Below are 26,341 nucleotides of genomic sequence, written 5' to 3'. Positions count from 1 at the left end.
CAGGTTGCTGGAGTATGCTTTACTCATGGCTCTCACGGTGCTGCGGACTACTTACTTGCAGCGTACATCCGGAGAGCTTTTTTACGTCATCTTTGACTTTTCAAACCTCCTCTTAATCAAACCCTCGATCCAGGTGAAGCTGCGGCAATTGCTCTTGCGGTTGAGCTAAATGCTGATCGTTTATTGATTGACGAACGCCTTGGTAGAACGATTGCTTTACAGTACGGACTCAAAATTCGCGGTCTTATAGGGATTCTGGTAACTGCTAAAAATCAAGGACTGATTTCTGCGACTAAGCCACTGCTCGATCGCTTAATTGGTGAAGCAGGCTTCAGAGTGAGTCAAGCATTGTACGATCGCACGCTTCACGAATCAGGCGAGTAAGAAGTCTTCACGCTTGATCTTTCCCTTCTTCGCCCGTTTCCGTTGCCGCTAAACCTTTAATTAAAAGCTCTTCCACAACAAAACTAAACGATCGCCGCTGTTCCTCCGCGATCGCCTTTACTCTGTCTCTAATCTCATCTGACAGATATATAGTCACCTGATTTTTCTTCGTGACTACTACCACCACCCTTTAACTAACCTCTAGTCAAAACTAGTTCCTTATGATTTAATTGGGGTAAGGTACTTATAAGTACTTATATGTAAAAGAAGGACGAATCATGCTGCCTTGAATGATGCTCAAGCTGTGATCGTCGAAAGTCTGCTGACTAAGATGCTGATTGGGGATGCGTATTCGGTTGGGCAGCTTGAAGAAGCGATCGCTTGGTTTCAGCGAGAGCGCGATCGTGTCTCCTGCCCGTTTGAGCCAGTGTGGAGCAAAAACTTGGCGCAAGAAATCGTTCGAGAACTTCGCAACCAAGCAGAGTAAAGCACTTCACTCAAAATTCTGTTTCTAGCCGACACCTGATCCCAAAAATCGCGCTCAATTGTCCTAACGAATTCGCTTCAATCAGTCGTTCCCCACAATTAAAAACGAGATCCATACAATTTCTGCGTTATTAACCGCGCAAATCCAGCTTTTGATTGCGGCTGGGTGCCCCTAGGCGATTGGCTGGCAGTCGATCGCGATTTCCCGGTTGAATCTCCGGCGAGATTGACCCAGCTCCCCACTGCTGTTGAACTCGCAGCAGCAGCAAATCTTGCTGGCGATGGAGTTCCTGCAAATCCCCAAAGCCCACGTTGATGATTGCAAACCAAACTGGCCCCCGCGCCGAGGGAATCACGCCCGCCAGCGAACTGACATCATTGAGCGTTCCGGTTTTCACAGCCGCGCCAGCAGGCAGTTGACGGCGACCGAGCGTGCCGCGATCGCGCCCCATGACGGGAAACACGTCCGCGACGTTCAACTGCTGCGGTTGAAGATAGGTTTGGATGGCAAGCAGCATGGCCGTGACCGCACGGGGCGAAATGCGATTTTCGTTGCCCAATCCCGATCCGTTAATCAGTTGAATTTCCTCAGGCGGAACCTTGGCGATTTGCGCTGCGGTTTGCGCCACTTTTGGCCCGCCGCCAAGCTGAGCCGCCAGCATTTCAGACATTGCATTGTTGCTAAAGCTGTTCATCGCTTTGAGAATTTGCGACAGCGGCAGCGATTGATGCCGCACCAGGGGCACGATCGATCGCGTCTGCGCTTCTGAGAGCGATACCACGCGCACCTCGCCGCCAATTTGCAGCGTTGGACGCGCCGTTCCCTGCGGCAAAGTGGCAAACTGACTGCTGGCCTCGGCATTCCATGAGTTGCTGTTCATGCCCTGCCGAAGCAAGCGGCCTGCCGCTGCCGGATCGGTTTGAAAGTTCATGGCGAAGTTGCCTGCGATCACCAAATTGCCCGTGACGCGATCGACGCCCATTTCCTGAAGCGCATTTGCCAGCGCGATCGCTTCCTCCCAAACAAAAAACGGATCGCCTGCACCCTGCACAATCAGATCGCCCGTCACAACGCCGTTTTGCGGCGGAGCCGTTGCGCTGACGATCGTTTCAAACTGATGATCCACGCCCCAGGTTGCGATCGCGGCCAGCGTTGTGGCAATTTTGGTAAGCGAAGCGGCAGACAGTGCCGTTGTGCCTTGATTCTCGGCCACGACCTGATTGTTCACTTGCAGCCAAACGCCCTGCCGATTCACAGGCATTCCGATCTGCGCCATTGTGCCAAGATGCAGCCGCGTCGCCGCCACTGCTGCCGGATCAGGCGCGGGTGCAGCCTGAGCAACCACTTCGATCGCCGCCTCCTTAAACCACTGCGACAAGTTGGTCGATCGCAGCGTTTCCACGTTCTTTCCACCCAGCCACGTCAACAGCAGTAAGTGAAATCCCTCTAGCATCTCGTCCCTTCCTCAGTCGCCGCCCCAATAGAATAGTAGAAGACCGCCCCGCTGAAATTCCGGCTCAGCATTCATTTACGGTAATCGTTGCCAATGGCAAAACCTGACCAGTATCACGTAATTCGCCGCCTGCCGATCGTCGTCGGTGCAATTGCTGGAACATTGCTGATGCTCAATCGGCTGCTGACTCCTGCACTCACTGATTCGCAGGCAAGATCGGATGCACTCGGAATTATCTTAGCTGCCTTGCTGATTCTAACGGGCTTGCTGTGGCAGCAGGTGCAGGCACGATCGCCGGATGCCGTTCAGCTTGTGGGCGAAGAAGGCTTTGAGCTTGCGCCTGATTTGCCCGAAACCGTGCAGACCGAGCTAGCCTGGATGTCGCATCTGCTGCTGACCAATACGGCAACGCGATCGATCGTCGTGTGGTATCGGGGGCGGGTTTTGCTGCGGCGCGGCATTTTGGGCAAAACGGCTGAGGTCAAATCCGGTGCAATTCTTCAGCGTGTCATCAGCAAGCAAAAACCTGTGTATCTGGTTAATCTAGCGCTTTATCCGGGTCGAATTGAGTTTGACTATTTGCCGGAAAATACGCAGGGTGTGATCTGTCAGCCGATCGGTTCCGAGGGCGCACTGATTCTCGGCGCAAATGCACCCCGCAGCTACACGCGGCAAGATGAAGCTTGGGTCGCTGGCCTAGCAGAAAAGCTGGCAAATACGCTTGCCTCTATTTCAACGATTTCCGTGAATTCCTAACTGTTTTTTGCCAATTCGATCGCTAATCTTTCTGCGATGATAAGGACTGACTGAAAACAGCTATAGAACAAATTCAATCGCTCAAAGCAGAAAATCAAATCTTTTGCTTTGTAAGAATTACCCAGCTTAGAAAATTTCAATCGTTACAATCAAAGCAAGTCCATAAGCTTGATTGGAGCGATCGCATGGCGATTCAAACTCGCACACAAGACCAAATCACGCTGAATTTCACTGCTCAAAGTTACTGGCAGCTAGAGCAGAAGTACACAAGCTTCAGCGACTTTATCGATCGCCTCAAATCGCTCAGCACTGAGTTAGAAAAACAGCGATCGAGCAGCAACATTAATCCTTATCCTGATCGGTTCAAAGGCGGAATTTATATTCTCGGCCATACCGATCAAGAACTCAAGATTTTTCCTTCATCAAATCTGGCGTTGAAATGTTCACAAGGTCATTTTTTGGCGGAAGATCTCAAGCGACAGTTCGATCGCAGCCTTCAGCTTGCTCAACTTTGTCAGCAGCGCTTGAGCCGTGAAGAACAAGATTTGCTGCAAGTTTGTCCGGTTTACCTGCATCTGCAAAACCGCGTTAATGATGCATTCTTCAAGCAAATTTTGTTTATGCAGCGCGTAGAAGGAACTACTCTAGCGGAAGTGCAAACTGGCTTTAGTGAAGAGTTTTGCCGTGTATTTAGAATTCCAACGATCGACCAAATTCGCCAACTCCCTCAGTTTGCTTTGCATCGCTGGCTCGATCGAAATCGACGGCGACAACTGGTAAAAATTCAAACAGCCTATCTATTTCGATATCTTTGGAAGCGCGGCATTCGGATTTTGAGTTTGAATCAGCGCAATATTATTGTGTCGGGAGAGGATGATAATTCTCGGTACACAATTATCGATCCAATTCCTGATTACTTAAAGCCTGCTTCGCCTTTGTACAATTTGCTGACCAGTTTGCTTTGCACAGATTTATAAAAAGTACACGTTCATAAGAAAGCGATCGCTTCCGATTATGAGAAGCGATCGCCTGAGGGGTTAACTTTATGCAGCTTGACGCCGAACCGATTTGCGTCCTCTCCACCAGCGGAGGAACAGTTTTTCCAGCTCGATCCAAACAAAAATCAAACTGCTAAATCCAACGCAAACGAGCAGTTCAAATCCGGTGAGATAGTGCGTGCTGAAGAAGTTTCGCAGCGGCTCCACGTAGATGAGCAGCAGTTGCAAAATCGAAGTTAGCACAACCGAAATCAGAATATAAGGATTTGAGAACGGATTGACTTCAGCAAATAGACGAGTGTTCGATCGAATCGCCAAAGCGTGACCCATCTGCGCCAAACACAGCGTTGTAAACACCATTGTCTTCCAGCGATTAGGGTCGAGTGTGCCGCCTGCGGTGTTGGCCTGCGTGTAGCCATAGGCCCACATCATCATGGCGATCGTCACGACTGCTAATACAATCCCAATCCGAATCATGTAGGCTCCCAAACCGCGAGCAAAAATGCTCTCTTTGGGATCTTTGGGCGGCTGCTGCATCACGATCGGGCGTCCGGGTTCAACGGCCAGCGCAAGGGCAGGAACGCCATCAGTAACTAGGTTCATCCACAAAATTTGCAGCGGTGAAAGGGGAACGCCACCCAAACCGAGCAGCGGAGCGGCGGCGATCGTCAGCACTTCCCCGATGTTGGAACCGAGAATGTAGCGGATGAAGCGGCGGATGTTGATGTAGACGACCCGACCTTCTTCGGTTGCGGAAACGATCGTGGCAAAGTTGTCATCCAACAGCACCATGTCGCTCGCCTCTTTGCTCACGTCCGTACCCGTGATGCCCATCGCCACGCCGATATCCGCTTGCTTCAGGGCGGGCGCGTCGTTCACGCCGTCTCCGGTCATCGCCACGACATGACCGCGACGCTGCAACGCCTGCACGATCCGCAGTTTGTGTTCGGGTGAAACGCGAGCGTAGACGCTGACATCATCAACGTATTCTTCGAGTTCTTCTGCACTGAGCTTTTCAAGTTCGCGTCCGGTCAGCGTTTGATCTTGTGGAGCGGCGATGCCGAGGTCTTCTGCGATCGCCTTGGCCGTCAACTGGTGATCTCCGGTAATCATGACGGGACGAATTCCCGCCGTGCGACAGCGGGCAACGGCATCGCGGACTTCTGGGCGCGGCGCATCGAGCATTCCCACCAGTCCCAGCCAGGTTAAGTCGTTCTCCGATCGATCCTCAGAACCTTCCGGCGGCAGTTCGGTCAGTGACTTGCTGGCAAAACCGAGGACGCGCAGACCGCGACTTGCCATCTGGTTATTTTGGTCGAGGATTTGCGATCGCTGCTCTGCCGTCAGCGGCTGAACCTGACTGCCAACCTGAATGTGCGTACAGCGCTCCAGCGTTAGTTCCGGTGAACCTTTGGTAAACATCAGGTAGGGCATGGTGTGCGAATCGCCTGCCGTCACCATGACGCTCATCCGCTTGCGCTCGGACGAGAAGGGGAACTCGGAAACACGGGGAAAGCGATCGTCCTGTTCGTCTTTCCGCAAGCCGCCTTTGCCCGCCAGCGAGAGCAACGCGCCCTCGGTCGGGTCGCCCAGAATTGCCCACTCGCCATTTTCCTTTTGCAAAATTGCGTCGTTGCACAAAACGCAGGCAAGCAGAAGAGGTTGCAGTTCCGCATCCGCCTGAGCAGGAGAATTGTCCCACTGAAATTCGCCTGTCGGAGTGTAGCCTTCGCCCGTGATGCGAGCCGTGCCGCTGGCCGTGTGAACCGCCTGCACGACCATTTTGTTTTGCGTCAAGGTTCCAGTTTTGTCGGAACAAATGGTTGTCACCGATCCCAGCGTTTCCACAGCGGGCAGCTTGCGGATCAAGGCGTTGCGCTTCACCATTCGCTGCGTTCCCAGCGCGAGGGTAACGGTGATGACGGCAGGGAGGCCTTCGGGGACGACAGCAACCGCCATGCTGAGCGAAACTTTTACGAGTTCTTCAAACAGGCTGGGATTGAAAAGTGTGCCGCCGATGATCACGATCGCCACCAAAATCAGCGCCCCCGTCACCAGCACGTTTCCTAGCTGCGACATGCGTTTCTGGAGCGGCGTCGGCTCAGACTCCACGCCTTGCAGGGCAGAGGCAATTTTGCCCAGTTCCGTCTTCATGCCCGTTCCCGTCACGAGGACGGCGGCGCGTCCCTGCACGACTTCGGTTCCAGAGTAGACGAGGTTGATGCGATCGCCCAGCGCCGCATCTTCCGGCAATCTCGCATCAGCCTGCTTGTTGACGGCGTGGGCTTCTCCGGTCAGGGCGGCTTCGCGCACCTGCAAGTTTGAAGCTTCCAGCAAACGTCCATCAGCAGCGACTTTCACGCCTGCTTCTAGCAGCATCACGTCGCCCGGAACGAGTTCTTTCGATTCGACTTCGATCGGTCTGCCGTCGCGAATCACGCGCACTTTGGAGGACGCCAGATTTTTCAGGGCAGCGAGGGCTTTTTCGGCACCGCTTTCTTGCACATAGCCCAAAACGCCGTTGAGAATCACGACGACAAAAATCGCGACGGCATCTTTGGGAAAGACGAATCGCCCTTGCGTCATCGATTCGCGAATGTCAAAAAAGGCTGAGACGATCGCCACGCCAATCAGCATCAGCAGCATGATGTTTTTGAACTGATCCCACAAGATTTCGAGCGGCGTGCGTCTGCCGCTTTCCACCAGTTCGTTTGTGCCGTAGCGATCGAGTTGCTGATTCACCTGAGCCGAAGTTAGGCCGCTGGTGCGATCGCTGCCGAGCAGATCAACGGCTTTATCTGCGGCGATCGTGTGCCAGGCCGCAGATTGAGGCGCGGAATCGTCAGGCAGAGCATATGTGGCTGACGTTACGGATGTCATCGGAAACTCCTGAGAAATTGCAAGAAAACCAGCCGAAGCAAGAAATTTGAGGGTTTATGAAAGCAGTTTGGAGAATCAGGCAGTCTAATTAGGACAGGAAAAAGCTGCTGAACTTGGCGGCAACGGTGCGCCGAAAAAGTTCAATCAGATTCGATTTAAGAATGCTTTAATGTTTATAGCACTAAATCATAGTGCTTGAAAATAGTTTTTGGCACTATTTCTTAGTACAAGACTTTTGTCTAAGATGGTAGTACAAAGATAGACTGCCCTCTAGGATATTGATAGCGCCATGACAGGCAATCCGTTTGTGCCGCAATTTTTAATCGGTCGGCAGATCGAGCTTCAGCAGGTGTGCGAAATTCTGCTGGCAGACGACGATCTCCTCGTCACGGGGGTCGCAGGCAGCGGCAGACACACGCTGATTCGCACTGCCGCACAGCAGATTGGCGCAAAAGTTTTGGAGATTGACTGCCTCCGAGTCACAAACGGATCGCGCTTTCTCGAACTTTTGGCCGAAAGCATTCTCGATGCGTTTTCCAGTCCCGACGAATTGACGCTGATCGATCGCTGGAGCCAAGACAAACCTTTGATTCTGGAGCAGTCGCCTCTGCGTCGATCGCGCTTGGTGTGGCACTGTGCGCCCAAAGAAGAATGGATGCTGTTTCAGGTTCTGCTCAGCCTGCCGCAATATCTGGCGGAATCGATCGACTGTCGCGTCGTCCTTGTCTGCCAAAACTTCACGCACATCCGGTCATGGGATCGATCGAGCCAGTGGGAAACCTATCTGGAGCAGGAAATCGGGCGACAAACGCGCGTGAGTTACGCCCTGCTTGCGACGATGCCGGAAGACTGGGCGATCGCCCTGAACCTGAAAGTGATCAGTTTAGGGCCATTAACACCTGCTGACTTCCACTCCTGGCTGATTCCCCACCTAAGCGCACAGGGACTCGCCATCGACGAAAACAGTTCGTTGTCACTGTTCTACAGCTACGTGCAGGGACATTTGGGCGGCGCGATCGCCCTGGCTCGCCGCATTTGGCTCGCCCACGAACACGACACCAAACTCATTCAGCCGCATCATGTTCATCGAGCAGCGTTAGCGTTAGTGGAAGATCTTTCGATTACCTTTGAATCCTTAATTTTGCTGTTGCCGCCCAGTCAGGTGCGCGTTTTGGAAAGCCTCGCGCTTGACCCGACCGACAGTCCGCACGCCCGCGACTACATTCAAAAACATCAGCTTTCGAGAGGCGGCGGCTTGCAGGGCGCACTGGCCGGATTAGAGCAAAAAGGTTTAGTGTACGGCGCGAAATATGGTTATCGAATTGCCTTGCCGCTGTTAGCGTTTTGGCTCAAGCATCGGTTGGCTTGAAGACGGTGAGAGGCGCGATCGATCGTGCGCTTCCCACAAATCTACATTCGGCCCTAAAGGAATAATGCCGCCGGGATTAAGTGGAAACAAATTGCCGTAATAATCGCGCTTCACCGTGTCGAGATCGCAGATCTCAGCAATGCCAGGAAGCTGATATATATCTCGCAGATAAGCGCCGAGGTTGGCATAGTCTTGAATGCGGCGACGGTTGCACTTGAATAGACCAAAATAAACTGCATCAAATCGAAACAATGTAGTGAATAATCGCACATCTGCCAAAGTGACGCGATCGCCACACAAATAGCGATTTTTAGTTAGCATCGCATCAATTTCATCCAAAGCGTTAAATAGTTCGCTGCAAGCTTGCTCGTAAGCCGTTTGAGTTTGAGCAAAGCCGCAGCGATAAACGCCATTATTCACCGCATGATAGATTTTTTCATTCCAGCAATCGATCGCTTCTCGCCCTTCATGCGGATACAAATCAAGCTCAGAATGAGTGGCAAACTCATTGAATTCTGCGTTCAGCATCACGATAATTTCAGCACTTTCGTTGTTAACGATCGCCTTCTTCTCGCGATCCCACAACACCGGAACTGTTGCCCGTCCACTGTAGTCCGACTTTGCTAAAGTGTAGAGTTCCGCGAGTGTATGACAGCCTTCTATTTCCTGCTCAAACACCCAACCGCCCGCGATCGAATCGGGCTTAGCGATCGTCACCGAAATTGCTGCTTCTAATCCTTTCAAAGCGCGAACAACCAGCGTTCGATGCGCCCAAGGACAGCCCATCCCCACAATTAAACTGTAGCGATCGGCCTGTGGTGGGTGCGAACCTTGAGCCGAAATTCGATCGCGAAACTGGCTATCTGGACGGATATAAGCACCGGATCGATCGCGGGGCGCTAGCTGTGACATCATGATTTGCCAAAGCGTCGTCCAAACCCATTTTCCGGTTTGAACGATCAGTTTTCCAGGCAGTTTGCGACTGACAGCAGGTTTAGCGGTGGACTGTGGCATGAGCGATCGAGGAGCGCGACTGCTTTTAACTTAGCAAGCGATCGCTTTGAAGGTGAGCGCGTGCAACCTGCCGCAGATTGCGTTGTCCATTGCTCAAGCTATCTTGTAAAGTAAGCAGCACTGCATTGATCGAACAATGAATAACTCTGGATTTGAATCGGGTTTGAAGTACTGGCTGATTTTTCTGCTGGCGTTTGTGCTGGCGGGCTATGCCGTTCGTCCCAGCATTGTCTGGAGCGCGATCGCGGGAATTGCGGGAGGCTACATCGCGACGGCTTGGCTGCAAAAAGAACTGCCCCAGCGTCCACCTGCTGACTCGACGCCCGCCGCTTCCAACACGCTGATGGGACGGGCTGGAGTTCGTCTGCGCGAATGGCAATCGGGTCAAGCCGAACGCGCTCGCAACAGAATGTTTGGCATGTTTCGCCGCAAACGCCCAACCCTGCGCGATCGCCGCTAGTAGATTGCAAAAATGAATCGCGATCGCCTGTAATCGCCAAAACTCAGGTGCGATAGGATGAAAAGAACGCTGCTTCGATTCCGCTACGGAGTTTTGTCATGGGACTACTTGACCGTCTTTGGCGCTTGATTCGAGCCAATTTGAATAGCTTGATCGACAAGGCTGAAGATCCAGAAAAAATTCTGGAGCAGACGGTGATCGACATGCAAGACGATTTGATTCGCCTGCGGCAGTCGGTGGCACAAGCGATCGCCACGCAAAAGCGCACTGAACGCCAACAGTCGCAAGCCGAATTAACCGCGCAAGAATGGCAGCAACGCGCACAGCTAGCTTTGCAAAAAGGTGATGAAAATCTGGCTCGCGAAGCGCTCGTTCGCAAAGCTTCCTATCAAGAAACTGCAACGGCATTGCGTACACAGCTTGACCAGCAGCGCGGCATCGTTGACCAGATGAAGCAAAATATGGTGCTGCTAGAGCGCAAGCTGGCCGAAGCCAAAACCAAAAAAGATATGTACATTGCTCGTGCGCGATCGGCGCAGGCATCGCAGCAGTTGAATGAAATGCTGGGACAGGTCGGCAATTCCGGGGCGATCGCTGCCTTTGAGCGCATGGAAGAAAAAGTGTTGCAGCTTGAAGCACAGTCGCAGGCGATCGCGGAACTGAGCAACAACACGGTTGAACAGCAATTTGCCGCTCTTGAAAGCAGCGATGTGGATGAAGAACTCGCGGCGATGAAAGCGCAGTTGAGCAGTGCTGCACCTGCAAGCTTGCCGCAGGTAGAAGACGAAGAAATGCGACGGTTGCGATCGCAGCTTGAAGATGCTTAATGGTTTTGAGCCGTTGCAGGATTGGTTTAACAATTGCCTATGAATTGTTCAGCTTTATAGTGGATTAATCGAATCCACTATAAAGCTGTGATGAATGAGGGCAGCCTGAACAATTTGAAAGATGAAGGAAAGGCGATCGGTATTTGCCACAAATGTATTTTTTTTCGCTGTATGTATAATTCAATTGTGTCACTCGGAATACTAGATTAGGCCATTCAATGCAATTTACCGAGAGACTTTTATGCCTAGCGCAGCCGATCGAGCTACCGTAGACTGCCTCGCTCAACAGTGGGCAAAACGATATGTTCAAAATCTAAAATCTGGCGCTGAACCTCAATCGCAACAGTCATCTTCAGTCCTCTCCCTTGCTGGACGGCAGCAAACCGCAGACAAGCTGATGCAGGTCCTCAGAACGGTTAGCGTTCAAGCCTGGAGCTTGGTGGAAAATCTGCTAGCAAAAGAAGTGCAGCGTCACTCGATAGAGCCGCGTTTAATCGACCCCTGGCAAATCTCCTCCGACTACTACCAGGTCTACAGCAAAACGCTAGAGCTTTACACGCGATCGGGCACAATGCAGCCGCTTTCGCAAATCGTGAATCTGCCGAATGCCGAAAACATTTTGACCGATCTGATTCCGCCGCCGCGCCTCGCTACCCAAATTGGTTCCAGGCTTTCCTCGATGCGGAAGAAATACACGCAGCAAGATCCGCGTGTGATTGGCTTTGTCAGTATGCAGTTTCACTACACCAGTAAGATGCTGCTGGAACAGTTGTCCAAGCCAGAGCAGGTGTTGATGAGCGCCTACTTCAAAGTGATTGACGACTATCTCTACATGCCGTTGTATCGCGCTTATGATGCTGCTGCTTTGCACCAGCCAGATTCGATCGCGCTATCTGCCGTCCATCAGCTTCTCCCCGCCTGCTCCAGCACTGCCCAAGCAATTTGTCAGCGTGTGCTGCGCGTGTATCCTAATCACCGCTGCTATTCTGGCGCTTTGGCCGATCCTGCGGTGCAGGTTTCAACCGTGCGCGATGTCGAAATGTTTCAGGTGTATTTGTGGGTGGCAGCGCTGGAAGGCAGTGTGTCTGTGCTGCAAAACGAACTGTTTCCGCTATGCGTCATGCTGTATCCGACCCTGAAGGTGAACTGGGAGCTGGTGCGCCTGATGCTGCACATGCTGGATCAGCACATTCGCGATCGCCTCACGCCTGCTCAAGCCGAAACCATCCTGCCCTATTCTGATGTGCTGCGCCACATGTTCTCGCCTGAAGTGTTTGGCGAACTAGAAAAGTCGCAGGCCAGCGAATCAGATGACCTGTGGGAAAATATGCTCGCCGCTTGGCAAAATTTGAACTGAGCGATCGCACTTTGGGCAGAGCCAGTTGAAAAAGCGACCTTGACGATCGCGATTGTGCGGAACCGATCGCGATTGAGCAGAAGTCTGATGGACAGGAGCATTACGCAGCCTCCTGGTTCACCTCCACAACCTTCTTTGCACATGTTGACTCGAATTTTTGCCATCACAGCGGCGCTAACAACGCTCGCACCGTCTGCTGCTCAAGCGATTCCCGTTCCTGCTCGCACCGAAAATTTGTCGGCGATCGTGGGTCGAATTACGCAAATCCAGTCTGTTCGCGTTCCCGTTGCCCATACCGTGACAGGATCAGAAACGCGCGTTTCGCTTCAGTTCACCCTGAATGGCTGTTTGGACACGCTGCTGCCCGTGTTGTCCTACAGCGAAGTACGCGGACGCCGCGCCACCATCTATGTGACAGCGCTCAACGCTCACAATCCTGACTCTGCACGGGTTCGATGTGTCGCCATTCCGCAGGCAACGGCACAGGTTAGCGTGCCCGGTGTTTTTCAGCCCCAACAGGTGCGCGTCGTGTTCCTGGGTGTGTCGCCCGAAGAGCAGGTGGTGCGCGGCGGCAGAACGCAGTAGGCTCCGAGTCGATCGATCGAGCAACTAGTTCGTTTTTTACAATCTGCGCGATCGCCCAATTTACTATCGTCCTCTTGCCAGCGTTCCGTTCACCAAGGGATCAACGGCCTGCCAGCCTTGAGCAGTGAGATACTGCGACTCAAAGTGCAGGTGCGGGCCAGTTGAATTTCCCGTACTGCCGACCCAACCGATAATGCTGCCTGCATTCACGACTTGACCGGGCTGAACGGCGATCGCCGACAGGTGAGCATACAAATTGCGATGCCCTTCATTTTCCAAAATCACCGTGAGTCCGTAGCCGCCCTGACTGCCCGCCACAACGACCTGACCTGGCAGCGCTGCCAAAACGGGCGTTCCCATCGGTGCGCCAAAGTCAACGCCCGCGTGAAAGCGGCGATCGCCTGAAATTGGATGAATACGCCAGCCAAAGGCCGACGTGACGGCAGCAGGAATTGGCAAAGGAAACGCAAAGCCCAACTGCGTCAAGCGCTGCATACTCGATTGCACCGAGTAGCGAATGGTTGTCAGTCCTCCGCCTTCACAGTTGGCTGCAACCGCTGGCTGAGCCGCTGGCGCGCGGTTCACCTTGGCATCGACATACACAACAGGCAGCGAAGGCAAGGCAGCAGGACTGGCATCTTGCTGGCTCGCCTGCACGATCGCGCTGACCAAACCACTCAGCGGCGATTTGAGCGGCGAGAATGCCGCGACGGGCGACGGCTTGACCAACGCTGGAATTGCATCAACCACGCCAGTCAGCTTCACCTCGATCGGCTGAACGCGACGATCGGCTGAGCGCAGCTCGATCGATTCTGGAATAACAACTTCCCGGTGGACACTTGCTTTATGCACCCGCGATTTGCTGGGAATTTCTGGGCCGATCGCTTTCGTTGGCGGGGATGCGATCGCGGTGGGTGCGGCCACCGCAGATGGCGCAGTGACCGACAGCAGTTTTGCCTGCTGGGGCAAGCAGCTTTGTCCAATCAGCGGACGAAAAGGCGCTCGCGCAAAACGGGCGGCACGAGCGGGAACAGCAGGCGGCAACGCGGAGGGAGTTGGCGTCACCGCAATCACGGCAGTGGACGCAGTTGCGACAGGTATGCGGGTGGCAGCAGGCGCGATCGCAGCAGCGGTAGTTGCACCTTCACGCAGCAGGGCGATCGTGGCAATTTTGGCTAGCGTCTCGGCCTGAATTGCTTCCGGCAGCGCAGGATGTTCAGCCGTGCGTCGTGCCTGTTCAAAATTGCCTGCTTCGGCATAGCGCAAAGCAGCAGCAACGAGATTTTGCTGAAGCTGTGCGGCTTTGGCGGCGCGGTCTCTCGCCACGATCGCAGCGAGATGCGCTTCAACACGCTGCCTTGCAGCCTCCAGCCGAATGGTTTGTGTTGCCGCTGTGGGTGACGGGGTTGGATCAGATGCGGCTGGACTGGGCGCAACAACTACGGGCGCGGCATCAGGTGCAGCATTCGGCTCTGGCATCACTGAGGCAGCGGGTGGAGCAACAGCCTCGTCCCGTGTTGGGCTGGTTTCCGTTGGGCTTGGATCGGCTTTGCCGAGGTCAGCGTCTGCGGTTGGTGAAGGATCAAGCTCAGGTGCAACCGTTTCGGCAGCAAGTAATGGAAGTTGACTGTCGAGAAGGGCAGCCGTCAGCGCCACTGTTGTGATCCAGCGTCGCAGCGAGTGATGAGAACGCTTCATTGGCAAATGACACAAAAAAAGAGCAGAAAACGGGCAGCACAAGCAATAAGCCTGCGATCGATTGACACTATAACAGCATCAGTTGCCACAACAGTCTTACGCAATCTAAGCAGCAGTATCCGGTGATTTCGCCGCGATCGCGCCAGCTCGATTGCGCTTTTCACTGAAACTTCAATCCAGCTTTACGAGAACTTTTGCAGGTCGCTCGTTGATTGCACTGAGATTGTACTGACACTCGTTTCAGCCTACCCAGTTTCAATGCCAAAGCGATCGCTGCAACTCCACGATCTCGACCAAAATTGAACGGGTCGAGCCATAGATCGAGCGATCGCCTTTCGGTTACGACGCTAGAACAACCTAGCCTTCGCCGCCTTCGCCACCTTCGCCGCCTTCGCCGCCTTCATCGCCCTCATCGCCCTCGTCGCCCTCGTCGTCTACGCCGCCATCATCATCAGGGGCAGCCGCCGGATTGTTTGTGTTAGCAGGCGTTTCCACTTCATCACCTTCACCTTCAGCATTGCCGCCGCCGCACGCGACAACAGAGGTTGAAGTTAGTCCTAACAGCATTAGTAGCGCGATCGACTTTCGCATGAATTTTTGGCTCCTATTTGCCCAACGTTTTGCCAAACAACCGCTAGGGCTGAACCTCGCTAGAATTTTGAACGAGGCCGTCGCCCCAGCAGCGGCAGCAGTTTCTTTTGTCCGACAATTTTACGAGATTGTCTAGAGGTCATCCGCGAATCTTGACCAAAATCGCTCTTTAGAGAGACTTCAGGCGGCGGCGTTGCCCAGCGCGATCGCCCAGTCAGCCGCTACACTGAATCTCGGTTCGATAAGATCTGTGATCATGCTGCTGGCAATCGAAGATGTTCTAACGCCCACTGAACTCCAGACGATTTTGACGCAACTGGAGGCAAGCAAGTTTGTCGATGGAAAAACGACGGCAGGCTGGTATGCCCGCACCGTCAAACATAATCAGCAGCTCGATCGCCAAGCTGAAAGCGCCGAAGTGCTCAAGGCGATCGTGCAAACTGCGCTGAAGCGGAACGTGCTGTTTCAGATGGTGGTGCAGCCCAAGCAGGTGCATTCGCTGCTGTTTAGCCGCTATGAATCAGGAATGTCTTATGGTACGCATGTGGATAATGCGCTGATGGGCGGCACGTGGCGATCGGATGTGTCGTTCACGATTTTTCTGAGCGAGCCAGAGCACTATGAAGGCGGCGAACTTGTAGTTGAAGCAATGGACGGCGATCGCCCGATCAAGCTGGCGGCAGGTGCTGCGATCGTCTATCCATCTTCGTACTTACATCGAGTTGAACCTGTGACGGCAGGCGTGCGGCAAGTTGTGGTGGGCTGGGTGCAATCGCTGGTGCGCGATCCGAGTTTGCGCGAAATTTTGTTCGATCTCGATACGGTTCGTCGGGCTTTATTTCAGCAGCAGGGCAAATCGATCGAGTTTGATTTGCTCTCGAAAACGCACGCCAATCTGCTGCGAAGATGGATCGATTAATGCTACTGCTGCTCTTGATTCGGCCACGCCAACAATCGCGGTAGCTGCGAAAGATGAACGCCGTAATTGAAGATCCACAGGGCAATTTCAATCCCGAAAAATAACTGAACTTGCGAATTTTCCGCGATCGATAATCCTCGGTGAAGCTGCCAAATTCGGTAAGGCAAATAGACGCAGGGAATCGTCACCCAGATGCACGAGTGAAATCGATTCAGCGCGACGCTTTCGCTCAAAATTTGCAGTCCCAACATCGCCAGATAAGAAACAAGTACAGCGGTAATTGCTCGATCGCCAAGCCAAACGACCCAATAAGCTAAAGCTGCGATCGGCAATGCAATTCCAACCATCAGCACGATCGTCAGCCAGCCGCGAAACCAAGCTGGCAGCGGTTGCGGAACGATGGAATGGTTTGGTCGATCGCCACAGCCAGCCGATGTAGAAAAAGAACGTGGTGGCGATCGCAATGAACAGGAAGTTCTCGATCCAAATTGACCAATTCATAAAAAAGGGCAGGTGCGAAACCTACCCTTAAACTTAGCAATTAGGCTGGATAAATTCGCAGCCGTCGATTCGGTTCTTCGCCAAAGCTGGAAGACTTGAGGCGATAGTGCTCGACCAGTTCATGCTGCATTTTACGAACTTTAGCGGATCTCGGTAAAAGCTCAACAGGTTGACCTTTCGGCAATACAATTTGCTCAACCGCCAGCCGAGCTTCTTCGAGCGCTTCGAGTTCGTCTTCGTCGCCTTTGTCGGCAAACAAATTCAAGTTCACAGGCTCATCAAAACCTTGATCGTCCATATTCAGCATTCGCTGAATGGCACGAATCAGTTGCGGCATACTGCTCGACTTCACGGTGTAGATCGATAGCTGCCGCGCCTTTGCCATCTGCCTGAGCTTAGCGTGATTTTTGATGTGCGATCGCAACGCCAAAACCACATCCGCGCTGTCGATATCCTTGGTGAGGACGATCGGCAAATTCAGGGTTTGCACCACCTGATCAAGCTGATGGCGACTGATCGCATACGGGTAGACATGCAGCGGCAAATCTTCCCCATTTGGGCCAACAGTGGGCGACTCTTCCAGATCGACAGCGGGCGGAATGTCAAAGGATTCATTCAGGATGCGATCGAAATACTGCCGCTCCGAAGGGGGATCTCCGGGCATCCGCTGCCGCAGGGAAAGCGGTTCACCGGGGGCGCGATCGGGAATTTCCGTCCGGTTGTAGGGCACGACAGGAGCCATTTGGCCGGACGATCGCCAGCCGCGCTCACCTCGTGCTCCGAAGGACTCGCCTCTGCCAAAAGACTCGCGCCCAAACGCATCACCTCGACTGAACGAATCACGTCCACCCCCAAAGCGCGGATCGCCCATCGGACGACGTGGCGGAGTGGGTTCGTTTGGCGTTTCGCGAGTGATCACAACCTGACCGTTTTCATTGACGCTGCGGAGTTGCGGATTCGGCTGACGATTTCGCAGCAGCATATCGACGCTATCGGCCACCGATTCATGCACGACCCACTTTTGCCGCTCCAGCATTTCAACGGCAATATCAAATGTCGGTGGGGCTTTGCGCTCCAAGACGCTCTTTTGCGAACCGCGTCTGCGGGCTTCATCATCGCCTAAAGTAACGGACTGAATGCCGCCAACCAAATCCGAAAGCGTCGGGTTTTTGATTAAGTTATCGATGCGGTTGCCGTGTGCCGTGCCGACCAGTTGAACGCCACGCTCTGCGATCGTCCGTGCCGCCTGTGCCTCCAATTCCGTGCCGATTTCGTCAATGACGATCACTTCCGGCATATGGTTTTCGACCGCTTCGATCATCACCTGATGCTGCAATTCCGGGCGAGCCACCTGCATTCGACGGGCACGACCGATCGCCGGATGCGGAATGTCACCATCTCCGGCAATTTCGTTGGAAGTGTCGATGATCACGACGCGCTTACCCAAGTCGTCTGCCAGCACGCGAGCAATTTCGCGCAGTGCCGTTGTTTTGCCGACGCCCGGACGACCCAGCATCAAGATCGATCGCCCCGTTTCGACCAAATCGCGAATCAAGCCGATCGTGCCGTAGATCGCTCGACCGACACGGCAGGTTAGCCCGACGATCGCGCCCGCTCGATTTCGCATGGCGCTGATCCGGTGCAGGGTTTGCTCGATGCCTGCACGGTTGTCGCCGCTGAACATCCCGACGCGATCGATGCAGTAAGACAAATCGGCTTCGGTGATCGGTGACTCGGAAAGATATTCCGCCGCATTGGGAAAGCGAGCTTCCGGACGACGGCCTAAGTCCATCACGACTTCAATTAGGCGATCGCGCTGCGGATGGTTCTGAAGATGCAAACGAATTTCATCGGGCAAAATCTCAAGCAACTGATTGAGATCATCAGTTATCTGAAGCGGCGTTGCGGAAGCCATGCTGGAACTGTCAGCATGATTAAATTCAGATGAATTGCCGTTCAATGTCATGTGGAAATGCGGTGTAGAACAACCGGGAACTATGAACACACGAGACGCGGGAGCAATTGCCCCTCATCCCCTAACCCCCACACCTAGTGGAGAAGGGGAACCGAACCGGATTTGTCCCCCTTTCCCTGAGGGCGAGGGGCTAGGGGTGAGGGCGACAGGTCAAACATCCGGCAGACCTGCTCCGATTGAAATCGTGGACTGTGACATCGGCTTAAGCTGGGCAACGAGAGAGTGAGCGGTTTCAACGGCTTGCCACAGCAGGTTCGGCTTGGATTCGAGCGGCAAAGGCGCAACTGAATCCACTTCTAGCTGAGACAAGATTGGCGCGAGCAAAACGCGGGCATAGCTGCCGTATGCAACTCCGGCAACGTAAGCATCGTTTGTGGACGATTTCAGGAGTCCGATCGCCTTGAGCTTGACGACCGTGTGCGAGTTTGTGCCGCCCGCAAGCTGCACAAACCCTCGAAGTTTGGCTTGCAGAACTTTCTGCCCCAAGCGGATCGCCGCACGAGTTGCGCCATCGCCAATGTCGCCGCTCATCGGTCGTCCGTCGGTTTGCCAAACAATTGCGCCTTGATGAATCGAAACGAGTCGATCGATCGATCGCAAATAATCCACCAAGCCTTCTCCATCCGGGCAGCTAATCGCCACGAGTTTGAGCCTGTTAGCAAACGGCGCGATCGCTCGCCACAGCCGCTCAAAATCGACAATGCGCCCGACCTGCGTGTGAATCTCGACGGCATCCACACCCGATAGTACGATCGGCGCGATCGCATCGGGAGACGACACATAAGCGCGAGTTGCAATCCGCCCAAACGGACAAATCGGAATGCACCGACCACAGCCGTAGCAGCGATCGTCGATCACACCCGACTCAAACCGAATCGCCTCAGCCGGACAAATCGCCATGCAGGGGCGATCGCACTCTGAGGGGCAATCGATCGGATTGAATTCGGCTTTGCGAAAGTGCGGGTCTTCCCCATCGTTTAAGCTCACCATCAGCCAGGGCTGGGTCTGTGGCTGATAGTTTCGCGATCGGGCTTCGTCCTGCAAGGCACTCGCAGCCTGCAACCCTTCGCGAGCGGCGGCAATCACGGCAGGATCGGCGGCCACATCAATGCAGTCGGCTCCGGCCAGTGCGTAAGCGAGCGTGAGATTGCGGATGTCAGGGAGGTGCTGAAAGCTGGCTCCACAAATCAGTTTGAACCAGTTGCCTTCCCTTAGAGACCGTAAGGGGTGGTACAAATGAGTCACCCTTATATGGTAACTATTTCTCCCAAGAATGACATATTGTGAAGCGATCGCAATGTATTGCAGTACTCAAGTCAGGGGGATTTGGGGGGCGATCGAGATTAGAGCAACGATAACTTTGCTCTTGAAACTGCTAGTTCTTGTATACTACTTTTCCAGGACAGGCAAGGACAGGGGTAGATGAGTAAGCTAATTGCTTTTGGATGGTACGGCGGAAAGTTCAATCACTTAAGCTGGCTTTTACCTTTGTTGCCCGAAGCAGTTCATTACTGTGAGCCTTTCGGTGGCTCGGCGGCTGTATTGCTGAATCGAAAACCATCTCCCGTTGAAACCTACAACGATATTGATGGGGAAGTTGTTAATTTTTTTCGAGCGCTTCGTGACAATCAAGAAGAACTAATTAGAGCGATCGGGCTGACACCATTTTCTAGAGAAGAACTTAAAGTTGCAGCAGAGCAATCAACAAATGACCTTTCAGATCTAGAAAGAGCGCGTCGATTTTTTGTTCGAGCGCGTCAGGTTAGAACAGGTTTAGCACAGACAGCAAGTGCTGGAAGATGGGCGCACTGTAAATTAACGAGTCGAGCAGGCATGGCAGGCGCTGTTTCGCGATGGCTCGGAAGCGTTGAAGGGCTATCTGAAATCGTGCAGAGACTTTTGCGAGTTCAAATAGAAAATGCTCAAGCTATTGAAGTTATCCAACGCTACGATAGCGAAGAAACTGTGTTCTACTGCGATCCTCCTTACCCGCATGATTCTCGTGGTGACACCAAAGCTTACCGATATGAAATGACAGATTATGATCATCAAAAGCTTTCTGAAGTACTTCATGAAGTTAAAGGAAAGGTTGCCCTTTCCGGCTACCGTTGCAAACTTTTAGACACACTTTATAAGGATTGGAACTGTATTGAGAGCCAGCCTAAGCAATGTCTTTCTGTTAAGCAACCTCGAACAGAAGTGCTTTGGACTAATTATGATATGGAAGAAAATTTAATTCAATGTCAGAACCAGCAGAAATTCTTGATAGCGCCTTGCGACTCGCTTTCGATAACTTAGAGCGATCGCTAATCGCAAACCTGGAAATTCAAGAGAAGATAAAATACGTTGCTCGTAATCTCAAAAATCGTGCAGGTGTACGTTTGCTCATGGCGTGCCTACTAGCAAAGATTCATCGACCGCAAGTAGATGTCAGAAAGCCTTACACCGAAATTGGAGATGCTGACGCTTTTTCAGGAAGAACATACGACGAGCGTTACATCACAGCTTTCGTTACTCAAAATAACCTACCTTGCAACAATACGACTGCCTTTCTCACACCCGCGCTGCGGGATCGAAATGCAACTTTGACCAAGAACTACAATCTTTTGGGTAAGCCGCCTCAGCTATACCAATCCGTTCTTGATCTACTTGATGATGTTGGTAACAGCAGAGTTTCACCAGAGGCGCTTCTAGCTGAAACAGTTCGGCTACTGATCATTGACCGAAATGAGAGACAGCAGCGAATTAACGCATTGGTTCAGGAGCTAAAAACGACAGAAGGTGCTTTACCTTTATCGTCAGAAGATATAATCAACCTGGTTGAAAAGCATCTGAGCTTAAAGGGGACAAGTCGGCTTCCTGTTCTTGTCATAGCTGCTGCCTATCGGGTTGCTGAGCAAAGCCTTGGAGAAAGAGTCTTATCATTGCAGTCTCACAACGCTGCTGACGCACAAACAGGTGCATTAGGCGATGTAGAAATTACTCTTTTAGAGGATGATGAAGTCGTAACAAGCTATGAAGTGAAAGGTAAGCGAGTTACTAGCGAAGATATAGATAGAGCGCTACAAAAGTTATCAATAAGTAGTAGGCGAGTCGATAACTACATTTTCATTACGACTGAGGCTATCAATGAAGAAGTTCAAAACTATGCACGGTCTTTGTATTTGCAAACTGGAGGTATTGAGTTTGTTGTACTAGATTGCATCGGCTTCATTCGACATTTTTTGCATCTATTTCACAGATTAAGAAGCAATTTTCTTGCTGCATATCAAGATTTGATTCTGGCAGAACCTCAAAGTGCTGTAAGCCAACCACTTAAAGAAGCATTTCTAGCAATGAGACAGGCGGCAGAGGCAGGGATAGAAGATGAGGCTTGATTTCCAGACAACACTAAACTTCATTACTAATCCTGTCGCTGCATTTCTGCTAGTTCTTCGAGCGTAAATCCAAGAATGTTGCACAACGCTTCCATTTGAGTTGGGTAAAGTTTGGGAACGTGCCTGCCTGTTTCCCAATTTTTGACGCTGCTTTCAACAACTCCCACTGCTAAAGCCACTTGTAATCGAGTTAGCTTTAATGCCTTGCGTCTCTCCGCTAGCTTTTCTCCCAAGGACATTTCGGTTTGCCAAATTCGATCGCCCCTCAAGTGGTAGTTGACTACTGGCAGACGACCGACTACTATTCAAGAACACAGTCAAATAGTCAGAGCCAGCGATCGCCCTGAGAAAGCAAATCCCGCTGGCTCTGGCTCCACTTTGCAATGGAGACTCAATCATTATGCCTTATCGTGAACGCCTCTACAGTTGGGCAATCATGCGACTGCACCCGGATTTGGAGCGATCGATCGTTGCTCGCTATCGCAGTCGTGTGGAGGCAGAGGGGCATTACTGGACATTGCGGCGGCTTGTGCCCGAAGCCAAATTTGCGATCGTGTTTGATGTTGAGGCGGATACGACGCTGATTTGTGCGATCGAATCTGAGTCGCAACGCCAACCGCAGCGCGATCGCACCACCAATCAAGACCTGGAGGTTTAGAATCAAGGTCGTTTCGATCGCTTCTCCATGAACAAATCTGAACTGCGTCGATCGCTGCTGACGCTGCGCCGAAATCTGTCAGCGGAAGAATGGCAAACCAAAAGCCAGCAGATTTGTCACCATCTCAAAAACTGGCCGGAATTTCGCTCGGCTCGAACGGTTTTGGGCTATTTCAGCATTCAACAAGAGCCAGATTTGTCGTCTTTGTTTGCCGACAAGATGTTTGCCGAGAAGACCTGGGGATTTCCGCGCTGCGTGGGGAAGTCGCTGTTTTGGCATCGGTGGACGATCGCTGACCCGCTGGTGCAAGGTTATTACGGCATTGCGGAGCCTGCTGAGACTGCGCCGACGATCGAGCCGGAACAGGTAGATCTGATCTTGGTTCCCTGTGTGGGCGTGGACGATCGCGGCTATCGGCTGGGCTATGGCGGCGGCTATTACGATCGCCTCTTGGGTTCTGCGGCTTGGTCGAGCAAGCGGACGATCGCGATCGTGTTTGAGGTGGGGCGAGTGCGAGAAATTTCGATCGAAGCGTGGGATCAACCGTTGCAGCAAATTTGTACCGAGGCGGGCTGTGGAGCGGCGGGGACACGCTAGGATAATTTTTTAGCGTTGAAGCCTTGAAGACAGAACGGCTGATCATTTTCACGCGCTATCCCGAAGCGGGAAGGGCAAAGACGCGACTGATTCCGGCTTTAGGAGCGGAGGGAGCCGCGCAGCTTCAGCGGCAGATGACCGAGTGGACGATCGCTCAAGCTCGGCGGCTGGCCGTTCGCCGCAACTGCGCGATCGAGGTGCATTACGCCAGCAGTTCAGCCGATGAAAGCAGGATGCAGGCTTGGCTGGGCGAAGATTTGTGCTACGTTCCGCAGGCCGAAGGCGATTTGGGCGTGAAGCTGACGGGAGCGATCGAGTCTGCCTTCAGCAAGGCCAATCGCGTCGTGGTGATCGGCACGGACTGCCCTTCGATTACTGCTAATTTGCTCGATCGCGCCTTTGCACAGTTGGACAGTTGCGATATGGCGATCGGGGCGGCGGCGGATGGCGGCTACTATTTGTTGGGCTTGCGGTCGTTTCAGCCGACTTTGTTTCAGGAAATTGCTTGGAGTACCGAAATTGTCTTCGAGCAGACGATCGATCGTGCCCGCCAGCAGCAACTTTCGATTGGACGGTTGGAAACCTTGAGCGATATCGATCGCCCTGCTGATCTGATCGTTTGGGAGCAGATCAAGCGACCAAAATTGGCGATCGTGATTCCTACTTTGAATGAGATGGCGTCGCTGCTGGAAACTTTGCGGATGCTCAATCAGCAAGCGGAGATTGAGGTGATTGTCTCAGATGGCGGCAGCGAGGATGCGACTTTGGCGGTGGCGCGAGGGAAAAAGGCGATCGCGCTGAGTGGCGATCGGGGTCGCGCTCGTCAGATGAATGCGGGGGCACGGCTGGCAACGGCAAATTGGCTGCTGTTTCTTCATGCCGATACGCGATTGCCGCCAAATTTTTTTGCGACGGTTGAGCAAATGGCGCGATCGAACGCGATCGCCGGAGCGTTTCGCTTGGGAATCGACGGCAGGGAGACGGGATTGCGGATCGTAGAATGGGGCGCAAATTGGCGATCGCGTTTCCTTCAATTTCCGTATGGCGATCAGGCTTTGTTTTTGCGTCGAGACACCTTTTGGCAGATCGGCGGATTTCCCGATCTGCCGATGATGGAGGATTTTGAGTTGGTGCGGCGGCTGCGGCGGCTGGGACGCATTGCGATCGCGCCTGATGCCGTCCTCACGTCTGCCCGTCGCTGGCAAAAGCTGGGAGTTTTCAAAACGACGATTATTAATCAGGTTGCGATCGCCGCCTATCTAATCGGCATTTCGCCCGATCGAATCGCTCGCTGGTATCACCGTCAGCGATGAAGCGCATCAAGAAGGGCGAGATTTGCTTCCCGCCCGATCGCTGTCATAAATTTTTAGCAGGAAGCAATCGCCTTGACCCTCACCCTAAATCCCTCTCGCTGGGGGAGAGGGACTTCTGATCCGGTTTGGTTCCCCTTCTCCCTAGGGAGAAGGGGTTAGGGGATGAGGGCAAACGCTTTCGCATCCCGCTCGATCGATTCCTGCAAACAGCCAACACTAGCGACGTGACTTGCGGCGACGCTTGCGTCCCAAGCTCGATCGCCCAATGCCGACCATGCCCAGCAGAGCGAGGGGCTGCAAAGCTTTGGCGGTTGTGCTGCGCTGCGGGTGGGGGCGATCGCTCATCTGCGGCTGCTTGGGTGAAGGAGTGAACAGGTTAAACAATGAGGCTGCACCTGCCACGAGCAGCAGACCGATCGCAGCAGCGGAATTGCCCGACTTGTCCTGCTTCATCGTGTAGGAGGCGTAGAGGAAATACACGGTGATTGCCAAACAGAGGATTAGCAGGAAGCCGATCATCGTTGGATTGTTGGCAAAGGTGTAGATCGGGCCATCCGCTTCTGAAAATTCTTGAAAGCTGGAAAAAGGACTGCTCATCAGGTTCTCCTATTCGGGGGCGAGGTCTGTTGAACTGCGGGGCGCGATCGATTCTCGCGAGGTGACATGCGTGACAAATGACGGCGTGGCGTATTCGGGATAGCCTTCCACGCCCAAATCAGCGATGTCAAGTCCTTGGAGTTCTTCTTCCCGCGAAACGCGCAGCAAGTTGAATTTCTTCAAAATCCAGCTTGTCGCGTAGCCCGGAATGAAGCCGAGCAGAATGGTGCAGATCAGCGCTCCGGTGATTTGACCGATCGGGTTGATGTTGGGAATGCCTTCGCCTTGCGGATAACCCGCCGCCACAAAGCCCACCAGCACCGATCCCAACAGTCCGCAGAAGCCGTGTACGCCAACTGCGCCAACTGCATCGTCAATGCCGAATTTTTCGATCGCCACAATCACTTTTGGCATCAGGAAGGACGCGATGAAGGCGAGGATAATCACGATCGAAGGATGGTAGATGTCCATGCCTGCGCCTGATGTGATGATGCCTGCCAGTCCGCCCGAAATCGTGAAGAACGGATCGCCCTTTGAGGAAACGTAAGCGCCCACGAGTCCCGCAGCAAGGGCGAGCGTCGTACTCACACCGATCGAGGCCAAGGTCATCGGTGTGCCGTAGATCGTCGTTTCCTTTTCGTATCCGGGCAGGTAAATCAAGCAGGCGGCAAGGAAGGCATAGAAGCCGACGAAAATCAGCATCAGCCCCACCATCGTCAGCGGCAGGTTGTGCGGCAGAATTGGGCGGGGTTTGCCGTTGGCGTCGTATTTGCCGATGCGAGGTCCAAGGTTCAGCAAAACGCCCAAGGTGAAAAAGCCGGACACGCCATGCACGACGCCCGCGCAGCCAAAATCGTGATAGCCCAGTTGGGTAAACATCCAGCCGAACGCATTCCAGCCCCAAGCCGCTGCGACGACCCAGGTGAAGCAGCCCAGCACGATCGACATCACCAGATACGCGCCGATCTTGACGCGCTCAATCAGCGCACCGGACAAGATCGAAGCGGTCGTCATTGCAAACAGGGCAAAGGCGAAGAAAAATACGCCCGTCATGTGGTCGGCGGTATTGGGACCCAGCGCGGGCGACCAGGGGTAGGACGCATCCACATAGGTCATGGCAGTGGCGATCGTTTCGCTCTGCTGCGGATTTGTCCAGGGGCCAAGAATGCCGCCCGTGAGCGGAAAGAACGGAAAGGCATTGTAGACCCACCAGCCAAAGAAGAAAAATCCCAGACCGACGCTTGCCAGAGTCAGCAGGTTTTTCACCATTGTGGCAAGGACGTTTTTGGTGCGGGATGCACCGCCTTCATAGGCCAAAAAGCCTGCGTGGATCAGCAACATAAACACCGAAGACCAATAGTAAAAGGACTCCGGTACAAATGTTCCTAAAAATTCTTGTGCTTCAGGAGACATGGTGATGAGGTGATCGAGTCGGGTGATTCAGCAAGCTTGCACAGCATGGCGTCGAGCCGATCGCGAGATTCTGCTGAAAGACAGATGCGATCGATGGCTATGACCGTCTATGCAAATCCTGAAGCGAATCTT

The 26,341-nt window shown here is 53.2% G+C and carries 27 protein-coding genes; 15 read left to right on the top strand and 12 right to left on the bottom strand.

What is annotated here, in order from left to right; translation table 11 throughout:
- The first annotated feature begins 183 nt into the window (after window positions 1-183).
- Window positions 184-384 (top strand): DUF3368 domain-containing protein, encoded by a 201-nt coding sequence (locus tag H6F67_RS09940; RefSeq protein WP_199304331.1) that lies wholly within the window; start codon window positions 184-186, stop codon window positions 382-384.
- A gap of 7 nt (window positions 385-391) precedes the next feature.
- Here H6F67_RS09940 and H6F67_RS09935 read toward each other — a convergent pair whose 3' ends face one another.
- Entirely contained in the window at window positions 392-541 is a 150-nt protein-coding gene (locus H6F67_RS09935) for a hypothetical protein (RefSeq protein ID WP_190765826.1), read from the bottom strand.
- A 129-nt stretch (window positions 542-670) separates the two neighbouring features.
- On the opposite strand from H6F67_RS09935, the gene H6F67_RS09930 reads away from it, so the two are divergent.
- A complete protein-coding gene (locus tag H6F67_RS09930) occupies window positions 671-871 on the top strand; it encodes a hypothetical protein (RefSeq protein ID WP_190765824.1) in 201 nt (66 codons plus the stop codon).
- 130 nt (window positions 872-1,001) lie between these two features.
- On the opposite strand, the gene H6F67_RS09925 is transcribed toward H6F67_RS09930, so the two are convergent.
- Window positions 1,002-2,324: a D-alanyl-D-alanine carboxypeptidase gene (locus H6F67_RS09925; RefSeq protein WP_190765822.1), complete on the bottom strand. Its 1,323-nt coding sequence runs from the start codon at window positions 2,322-2,324 to the stop codon at window positions 1,002-1,004.
- Window positions 2,325-2,417: 93 nt separating this feature from the next.
- Between H6F67_RS09925 and H6F67_RS09920 the strand changes: the two genes are divergently transcribed.
- Both H6F67_RS09920 and H6F67_RS09915 read left to right on the top strand, forming a co-directional pair.
- Window positions 2,418-3,080 (top strand): cofactor assembly of complex C subunit B, encoded by a 663-nt coding sequence (locus H6F67_RS09920; protein WP_190765820.1) that lies wholly within the window; start codon window positions 2,418-2,420, stop codon window positions 3,078-3,080.
- A 185-nt stretch (window positions 3,081-3,265) separates the two neighbouring features.
- Window positions 3,266-4,057, top strand: a complete 792-nt coding sequence (locus H6F67_RS09915) for a hypothetical protein (protein WP_190765818.1) — start codon at window positions 3,266-3,268, stop codon at window positions 4,055-4,057.
- 66 nt (window positions 4,058-4,123) lie between these two features.
- On the opposite strand, the gene H6F67_RS09910 is transcribed toward H6F67_RS09915, so the two are convergent.
- The gene (locus H6F67_RS09910; protein ID WP_190765816.1) at window positions 4,124-6,958 is read right to left on the bottom strand and encodes a cation-transporting P-type ATPase; all 2,835 of its coding nucleotides are present in this window, start codon (window positions 6,956-6,958) and stop codon (window positions 4,124-4,126) included.
- Between the two features lie 289 nt (window positions 6,959-7,247).
- Between H6F67_RS09910 and H6F67_RS09905 the strand changes: the two genes are divergently transcribed.
- Complete coding sequence (locus H6F67_RS09905) at window positions 7,248-8,327, top strand: ATP-binding protein (protein ID WP_190765814.1); 1,080 nt, start codon at window positions 7,248-7,250, stop codon at window positions 8,325-8,327.
- Here the strand turns inward: H6F67_RS09905 and H6F67_RS09900 are convergent.
- Entirely contained in the window at window positions 8,295-9,341 is a 1,047-nt protein-coding gene (locus tag H6F67_RS09900) for a glutathione S-transferase family protein (protein WP_190765812.1), read from the bottom strand. The genes H6F67_RS09905 and H6F67_RS09900 overlap by 33 nt on opposite strands.
- Before the next feature lie 136 nt (window positions 9,342-9,477).
- On the opposite strand from H6F67_RS09900, the gene H6F67_RS09895 reads away from it, so the two are divergent.
- The 4 genes from H6F67_RS09895 (at window position 9,478) to H6F67_RS09880 (ending at window position 12,570) form a co-directional block, all read left to right on the top strand.
- Window positions 9,478-9,801 carry a hypothetical protein gene (locus H6F67_RS09895; RefSeq protein ID WP_190765810.1) on the top strand — a complete coding sequence of 108 codons (324 nt, stop codon included), beginning with the start codon at window positions 9,478-9,480 and terminating at the stop codon, window positions 9,799-9,801.
- Window positions 9,802-9,899: 98 nt separating this feature from the next.
- Entirely contained in the window at window positions 9,900-10,628 is a 729-nt protein-coding gene (locus H6F67_RS09890) for a PspA/IM30 family protein (RefSeq protein WP_190765809.1), read from the top strand.
- 241 nt (window positions 10,629-10,869) lie between these two features.
- Window positions 10,870-11,985 (top strand): hypothetical protein, encoded by a 1,116-nt coding sequence (locus H6F67_RS09885; RefSeq protein WP_190765807.1) that lies wholly within the window; start codon window positions 10,870-10,872, stop codon window positions 11,983-11,985.
- A gap of 87 nt (window positions 11,986-12,072) precedes the next feature.
- On the top strand, window positions 12,073-12,570 hold the full coding sequence (locus tag H6F67_RS09880; RefSeq protein WP_190765806.1) for a hypothetical protein: 498 nt from the start codon (window positions 12,073-12,075) through the stop codon (window positions 12,568-12,570).
- A 63-nt stretch (window positions 12,571-12,633) separates the two neighbouring features.
- Here H6F67_RS09880 and H6F67_RS09875 read toward each other — a convergent pair whose 3' ends face one another.
- Window positions 12,634-14,268 carry a M23 family metallopeptidase gene (locus H6F67_RS09875; RefSeq protein WP_242020576.1) on the bottom strand — a complete coding sequence of 545 codons (1,635 nt, stop codon included), beginning with the start codon at window positions 14,266-14,268 and terminating at the stop codon, window positions 12,634-12,636.
- A gap of 357 nt (window positions 14,269-14,625) precedes the next feature.
- Complete coding sequence (locus H6F67_RS09870) at window positions 14,626-14,859, bottom strand: hypothetical protein (RefSeq protein WP_190765804.1); 234 nt, start codon at window positions 14,857-14,859, stop codon at window positions 14,626-14,628.
- 256 nt (window positions 14,860-15,115) lie between these two features.
- On the opposite strand from H6F67_RS09870, the gene H6F67_RS09865 reads away from it, so the two are divergent.
- Complete coding sequence (locus tag H6F67_RS09865) at window positions 15,116-15,778, top strand: Fe2+-dependent dioxygenase (protein ID WP_190765802.1); 663 nt, start codon at window positions 15,116-15,118, stop codon at window positions 15,776-15,778.
- Window positions 15,779-15,780: 2 nt separating this feature from the next.
- On the opposite strand, the gene H6F67_RS09860 is transcribed toward H6F67_RS09865, so the two are convergent.
- The 3 genes from H6F67_RS09860 to ldpA form a co-directional block, all read right to left on the bottom strand.
- Window positions 15,781-16,242 (bottom strand): hypothetical protein, encoded by a 462-nt coding sequence (locus H6F67_RS09860; RefSeq protein WP_190765801.1) that lies wholly within the window; start codon window positions 16,240-16,242, stop codon window positions 15,781-15,783.
- A 77-nt stretch (window positions 16,243-16,319) separates the two neighbouring features.
- Complete coding sequence (locus H6F67_RS09855; RefSeq protein WP_190765853.1) at window positions 16,320-18,194, bottom strand: R3H domain-containing nucleic acid-binding protein; 1,875 nt, start codon at window positions 18,192-18,194, stop codon at window positions 16,320-16,322.
- 210 nt (window positions 18,195-18,404) lie between these two features.
- The gene (ldpA, locus tag H6F67_RS09850) at window positions 18,405-19,499 is read right to left on the bottom strand and encodes a circadian clock protein LdpA (RefSeq protein ID WP_190765799.1); all 1,095 of its coding nucleotides are present in this window, start codon (window positions 19,497-19,499) and stop codon (window positions 18,405-18,407) included.
- Between the two features lie 177 nt (window positions 19,500-19,676).
- Between ldpA and H6F67_RS09845 the strand changes: the two genes are divergently transcribed.
- Both H6F67_RS09845 and H6F67_RS09840 read left to right on the top strand, forming a co-directional pair.
- Window positions 19,677-20,552 carry a DNA adenine methylase gene (locus tag H6F67_RS09845; protein ID WP_190765797.1) on the top strand — a complete coding sequence of 292 codons (876 nt, stop codon included), beginning with the start codon at window positions 19,677-19,679 and terminating at the stop codon, window positions 20,550-20,552.
- Window positions 20,495-21,631, top strand: coding sequence for a restriction endonuclease, SacI family (locus H6F67_RS09840; RefSeq protein WP_190765795.1), 1,137 nt, complete (start codon window positions 20,495-20,497; stop codon window positions 21,629-21,631). Before H6F67_RS09845 ends, H6F67_RS09840 begins: the two co-directional genes overlap by 58 nt.
- Before the next feature lie 26 nt (window positions 21,632-21,657).
- Here H6F67_RS09840 and H6F67_RS09835 read toward each other — a convergent pair whose 3' ends face one another.
- Window positions 21,658-21,870, bottom strand: coding sequence for a helix-turn-helix transcriptional regulator (locus tag H6F67_RS09835; RefSeq protein ID WP_190765793.1), 213 nt, complete (start codon window positions 21,868-21,870; stop codon window positions 21,658-21,660).
- 161 nt (window positions 21,871-22,031) lie between these two features.
- On the opposite strand from H6F67_RS09835, the gene H6F67_RS09830 reads away from it, so the two are divergent.
- Genes H6F67_RS09830 through H6F67_RS28345 form a run of 3 tightly spaced genes read left to right on the top strand, consistent with a single transcriptional unit; the run spans window position 22,032 to window position 24,199 of the window.
- On the top strand, window positions 22,032-22,289 hold the full coding sequence (locus tag H6F67_RS09830) for a hypothetical protein (protein WP_190765862.1): 258 nt from the start codon (window positions 22,032-22,034) through the stop codon (window positions 22,287-22,289).
- Between the two features lie 27 nt (window positions 22,290-22,316).
- Complete coding sequence (locus tag H6F67_RS09825) at window positions 22,317-22,886, top strand: 5-formyltetrahydrofolate cyclo-ligase (RefSeq protein WP_190765791.1); 570 nt, start codon at window positions 22,317-22,319, stop codon at window positions 22,884-22,886.
- Window positions 22,887-22,909: 23 nt separating this feature from the next.
- A complete protein-coding gene (locus tag H6F67_RS28345) occupies window positions 22,910-24,199 on the top strand; it encodes a TIGR04283 family arsenosugar biosynthesis glycosyltransferase (protein ID WP_190765789.1) in 1,290 nt (429 codons plus the stop codon).
- 216 nt (window positions 24,200-24,415) lie between these two features.
- Here the strand turns inward: H6F67_RS28345 and H6F67_RS09815 are convergent, their stop codons facing one another.
- Together H6F67_RS09815 and H6F67_RS09810 are read right to left on the bottom strand one after the other, a co-directional pair.
- On the bottom strand, window positions 24,416-24,796 hold the full coding sequence (locus tag H6F67_RS09815; RefSeq protein ID WP_190765787.1) for a hypothetical protein: 381 nt from the start codon (window positions 24,794-24,796) through the stop codon (window positions 24,416-24,418).
- A gap of 9 nt (window positions 24,797-24,805) precedes the next feature.
- Window positions 24,806-26,209: an ammonium transporter gene (locus H6F67_RS09810; RefSeq protein ID WP_190765785.1), complete on the bottom strand. Its 1,404-nt coding sequence runs from the start codon at window positions 26,207-26,209 to the stop codon at window positions 24,806-24,808.
- Between the last annotated feature and the right edge of the window lie 132 nt (window positions 26,210-26,341).

This window comes from Microcoleus sp. FACHB-1515 (assembly GCF_014696105.1).
GTDB lineage: Bacteria > Cyanobacteriota > Cyanobacteriia > Elainellales > Elainellaceae > JAAUTJ01.
This window is presented reverse-complemented; position numbering and strand designations above follow the sequence as displayed.

What these genes read in the sequence shown, in the direction of transcription:
- H6F67_RS09925 (WP_190765822.1), bottom strand. Translation starts at nt 2,324, where the DNA reads ATGCTAGAGGGATTTCACTTACTGCTGTTGACGTGGCTGGGTGGAAAG.
- H6F67_RS09920 (WP_190765820.1), top strand. Translation starts at nt 2,418, where the DNA reads ATGGCAAAACCTGACCAGTATCACGTAATTCGCCGCCTGCCGATCGTC.
- H6F67_RS09915 (WP_190765818.1), top strand. Translation starts at nt 3,266, where the DNA reads ATGGCGATTCAAACTCGCACACAAGACCAAATCACGCTGAATTTCACT.
- H6F67_RS09910 (WP_190765816.1), bottom strand. Translation starts at nt 6,958, where the DNA reads ATGACATCCGTAACGTCAGCCACATATGCTCTGCCTGACGATTCCGCG.
- H6F67_RS09905 (WP_190765814.1), top strand. Translation starts at nt 7,248, where the DNA reads ATGACAGGCAATCCGTTTGTGCCGCAATTTTTAATCGGTCGGCAGATC.
- H6F67_RS09900 (WP_190765812.1), bottom strand. Translation starts at nt 9,341, where the DNA reads ATGCCACAGTCCACCGCTAAACCTGCTGTCAGTCGCAAACTGCCTGGA.
- H6F67_RS09895 (WP_190765810.1), top strand. Translation starts at nt 9,478, where the DNA reads ATGAATAACTCTGGATTTGAATCGGGTTTGAAGTACTGGCTGATTTTT.
- H6F67_RS09890 (WP_190765809.1), top strand. Translation starts at nt 9,900, where the DNA reads ATGGGACTACTTGACCGTCTTTGGCGCTTGATTCGAGCCAATTTGAAT.
- H6F67_RS09885 (WP_190765807.1), top strand. Translation starts at nt 10,870, where the DNA reads ATGCCTAGCGCAGCCGATCGAGCTACCGTAGACTGCCTCGCTCAACAG.
- H6F67_RS09880 (WP_190765806.1), top strand. Translation starts at nt 12,073, where the DNA reads ATGGACAGGAGCATTACGCAGCCTCCTGGTTCACCTCCACAACCTTCT.
- H6F67_RS09875 (WP_242020576.1), bottom strand. Translation starts at nt 14,268, where the DNA reads ATGAAGCGTTCTCATCACTCGCTGCGACGCTGGATCACAACAGTGGCG.
- H6F67_RS09870 (WP_190765804.1), bottom strand. Translation starts at nt 14,859, where the DNA reads ATGCGAAAGTCGATCGCGCTACTAATGCTGTTAGGACTAACTTCAACC.
- H6F67_RS09865 (WP_190765802.1), top strand. Translation starts at nt 15,116, where the DNA reads ATGCTGCTGGCAATCGAAGATGTTCTAACGCCCACTGAACTCCAGACG.
- H6F67_RS09855 (WP_190765853.1), bottom strand. Translation starts at nt 18,194, where the DNA reads ATGGCTTCCGCAACGCCGCTTCAGATAACTGATGATCTCAATCAGTTG.
- H6F67_RS09845 (WP_190765797.1), top strand. Translation starts at nt 19,677, where the DNA reads ATGAGTAAGCTAATTGCTTTTGGATGGTACGGCGGAAAGTTCAATCAC.
- H6F67_RS09840 (WP_190765795.1), top strand. Translation starts at nt 20,495, where the DNA reads ATGTCAGAACCAGCAGAAATTCTTGATAGCGCCTTGCGACTCGCTTTC.
- H6F67_RS09835 (WP_190765793.1), bottom strand. Translation starts at nt 21,870, where the DNA reads ATGTCCTTGGGAGAAAAGCTAGCGGAGAGACGCAAGGCATTAAAGCTA.
- H6F67_RS09830 (WP_190765862.1), top strand. Translation starts at nt 22,032, where the DNA reads ATGCCTTATCGTGAACGCCTCTACAGTTGGGCAATCATGCGACTGCAC.
- H6F67_RS09825 (WP_190765791.1), top strand. Translation starts at nt 22,317, where the DNA reads ATGAACAAATCTGAACTGCGTCGATCGCTGCTGACGCTGCGCCGAAAT.
- H6F67_RS09815 (WP_190765787.1), bottom strand. Translation starts at nt 24,796, where the DNA reads ATGAGCAGTCCTTTTTCCAGCTTTCAAGAATTTTCAGAAGCGGATGGC.
- H6F67_RS09810 (WP_190765785.1), bottom strand. Translation starts at nt 26,209, where the DNA reads ATGTCTCCTGAAGCACAAGAATTTTTAGGAACATTTGTACCGGAGTCC.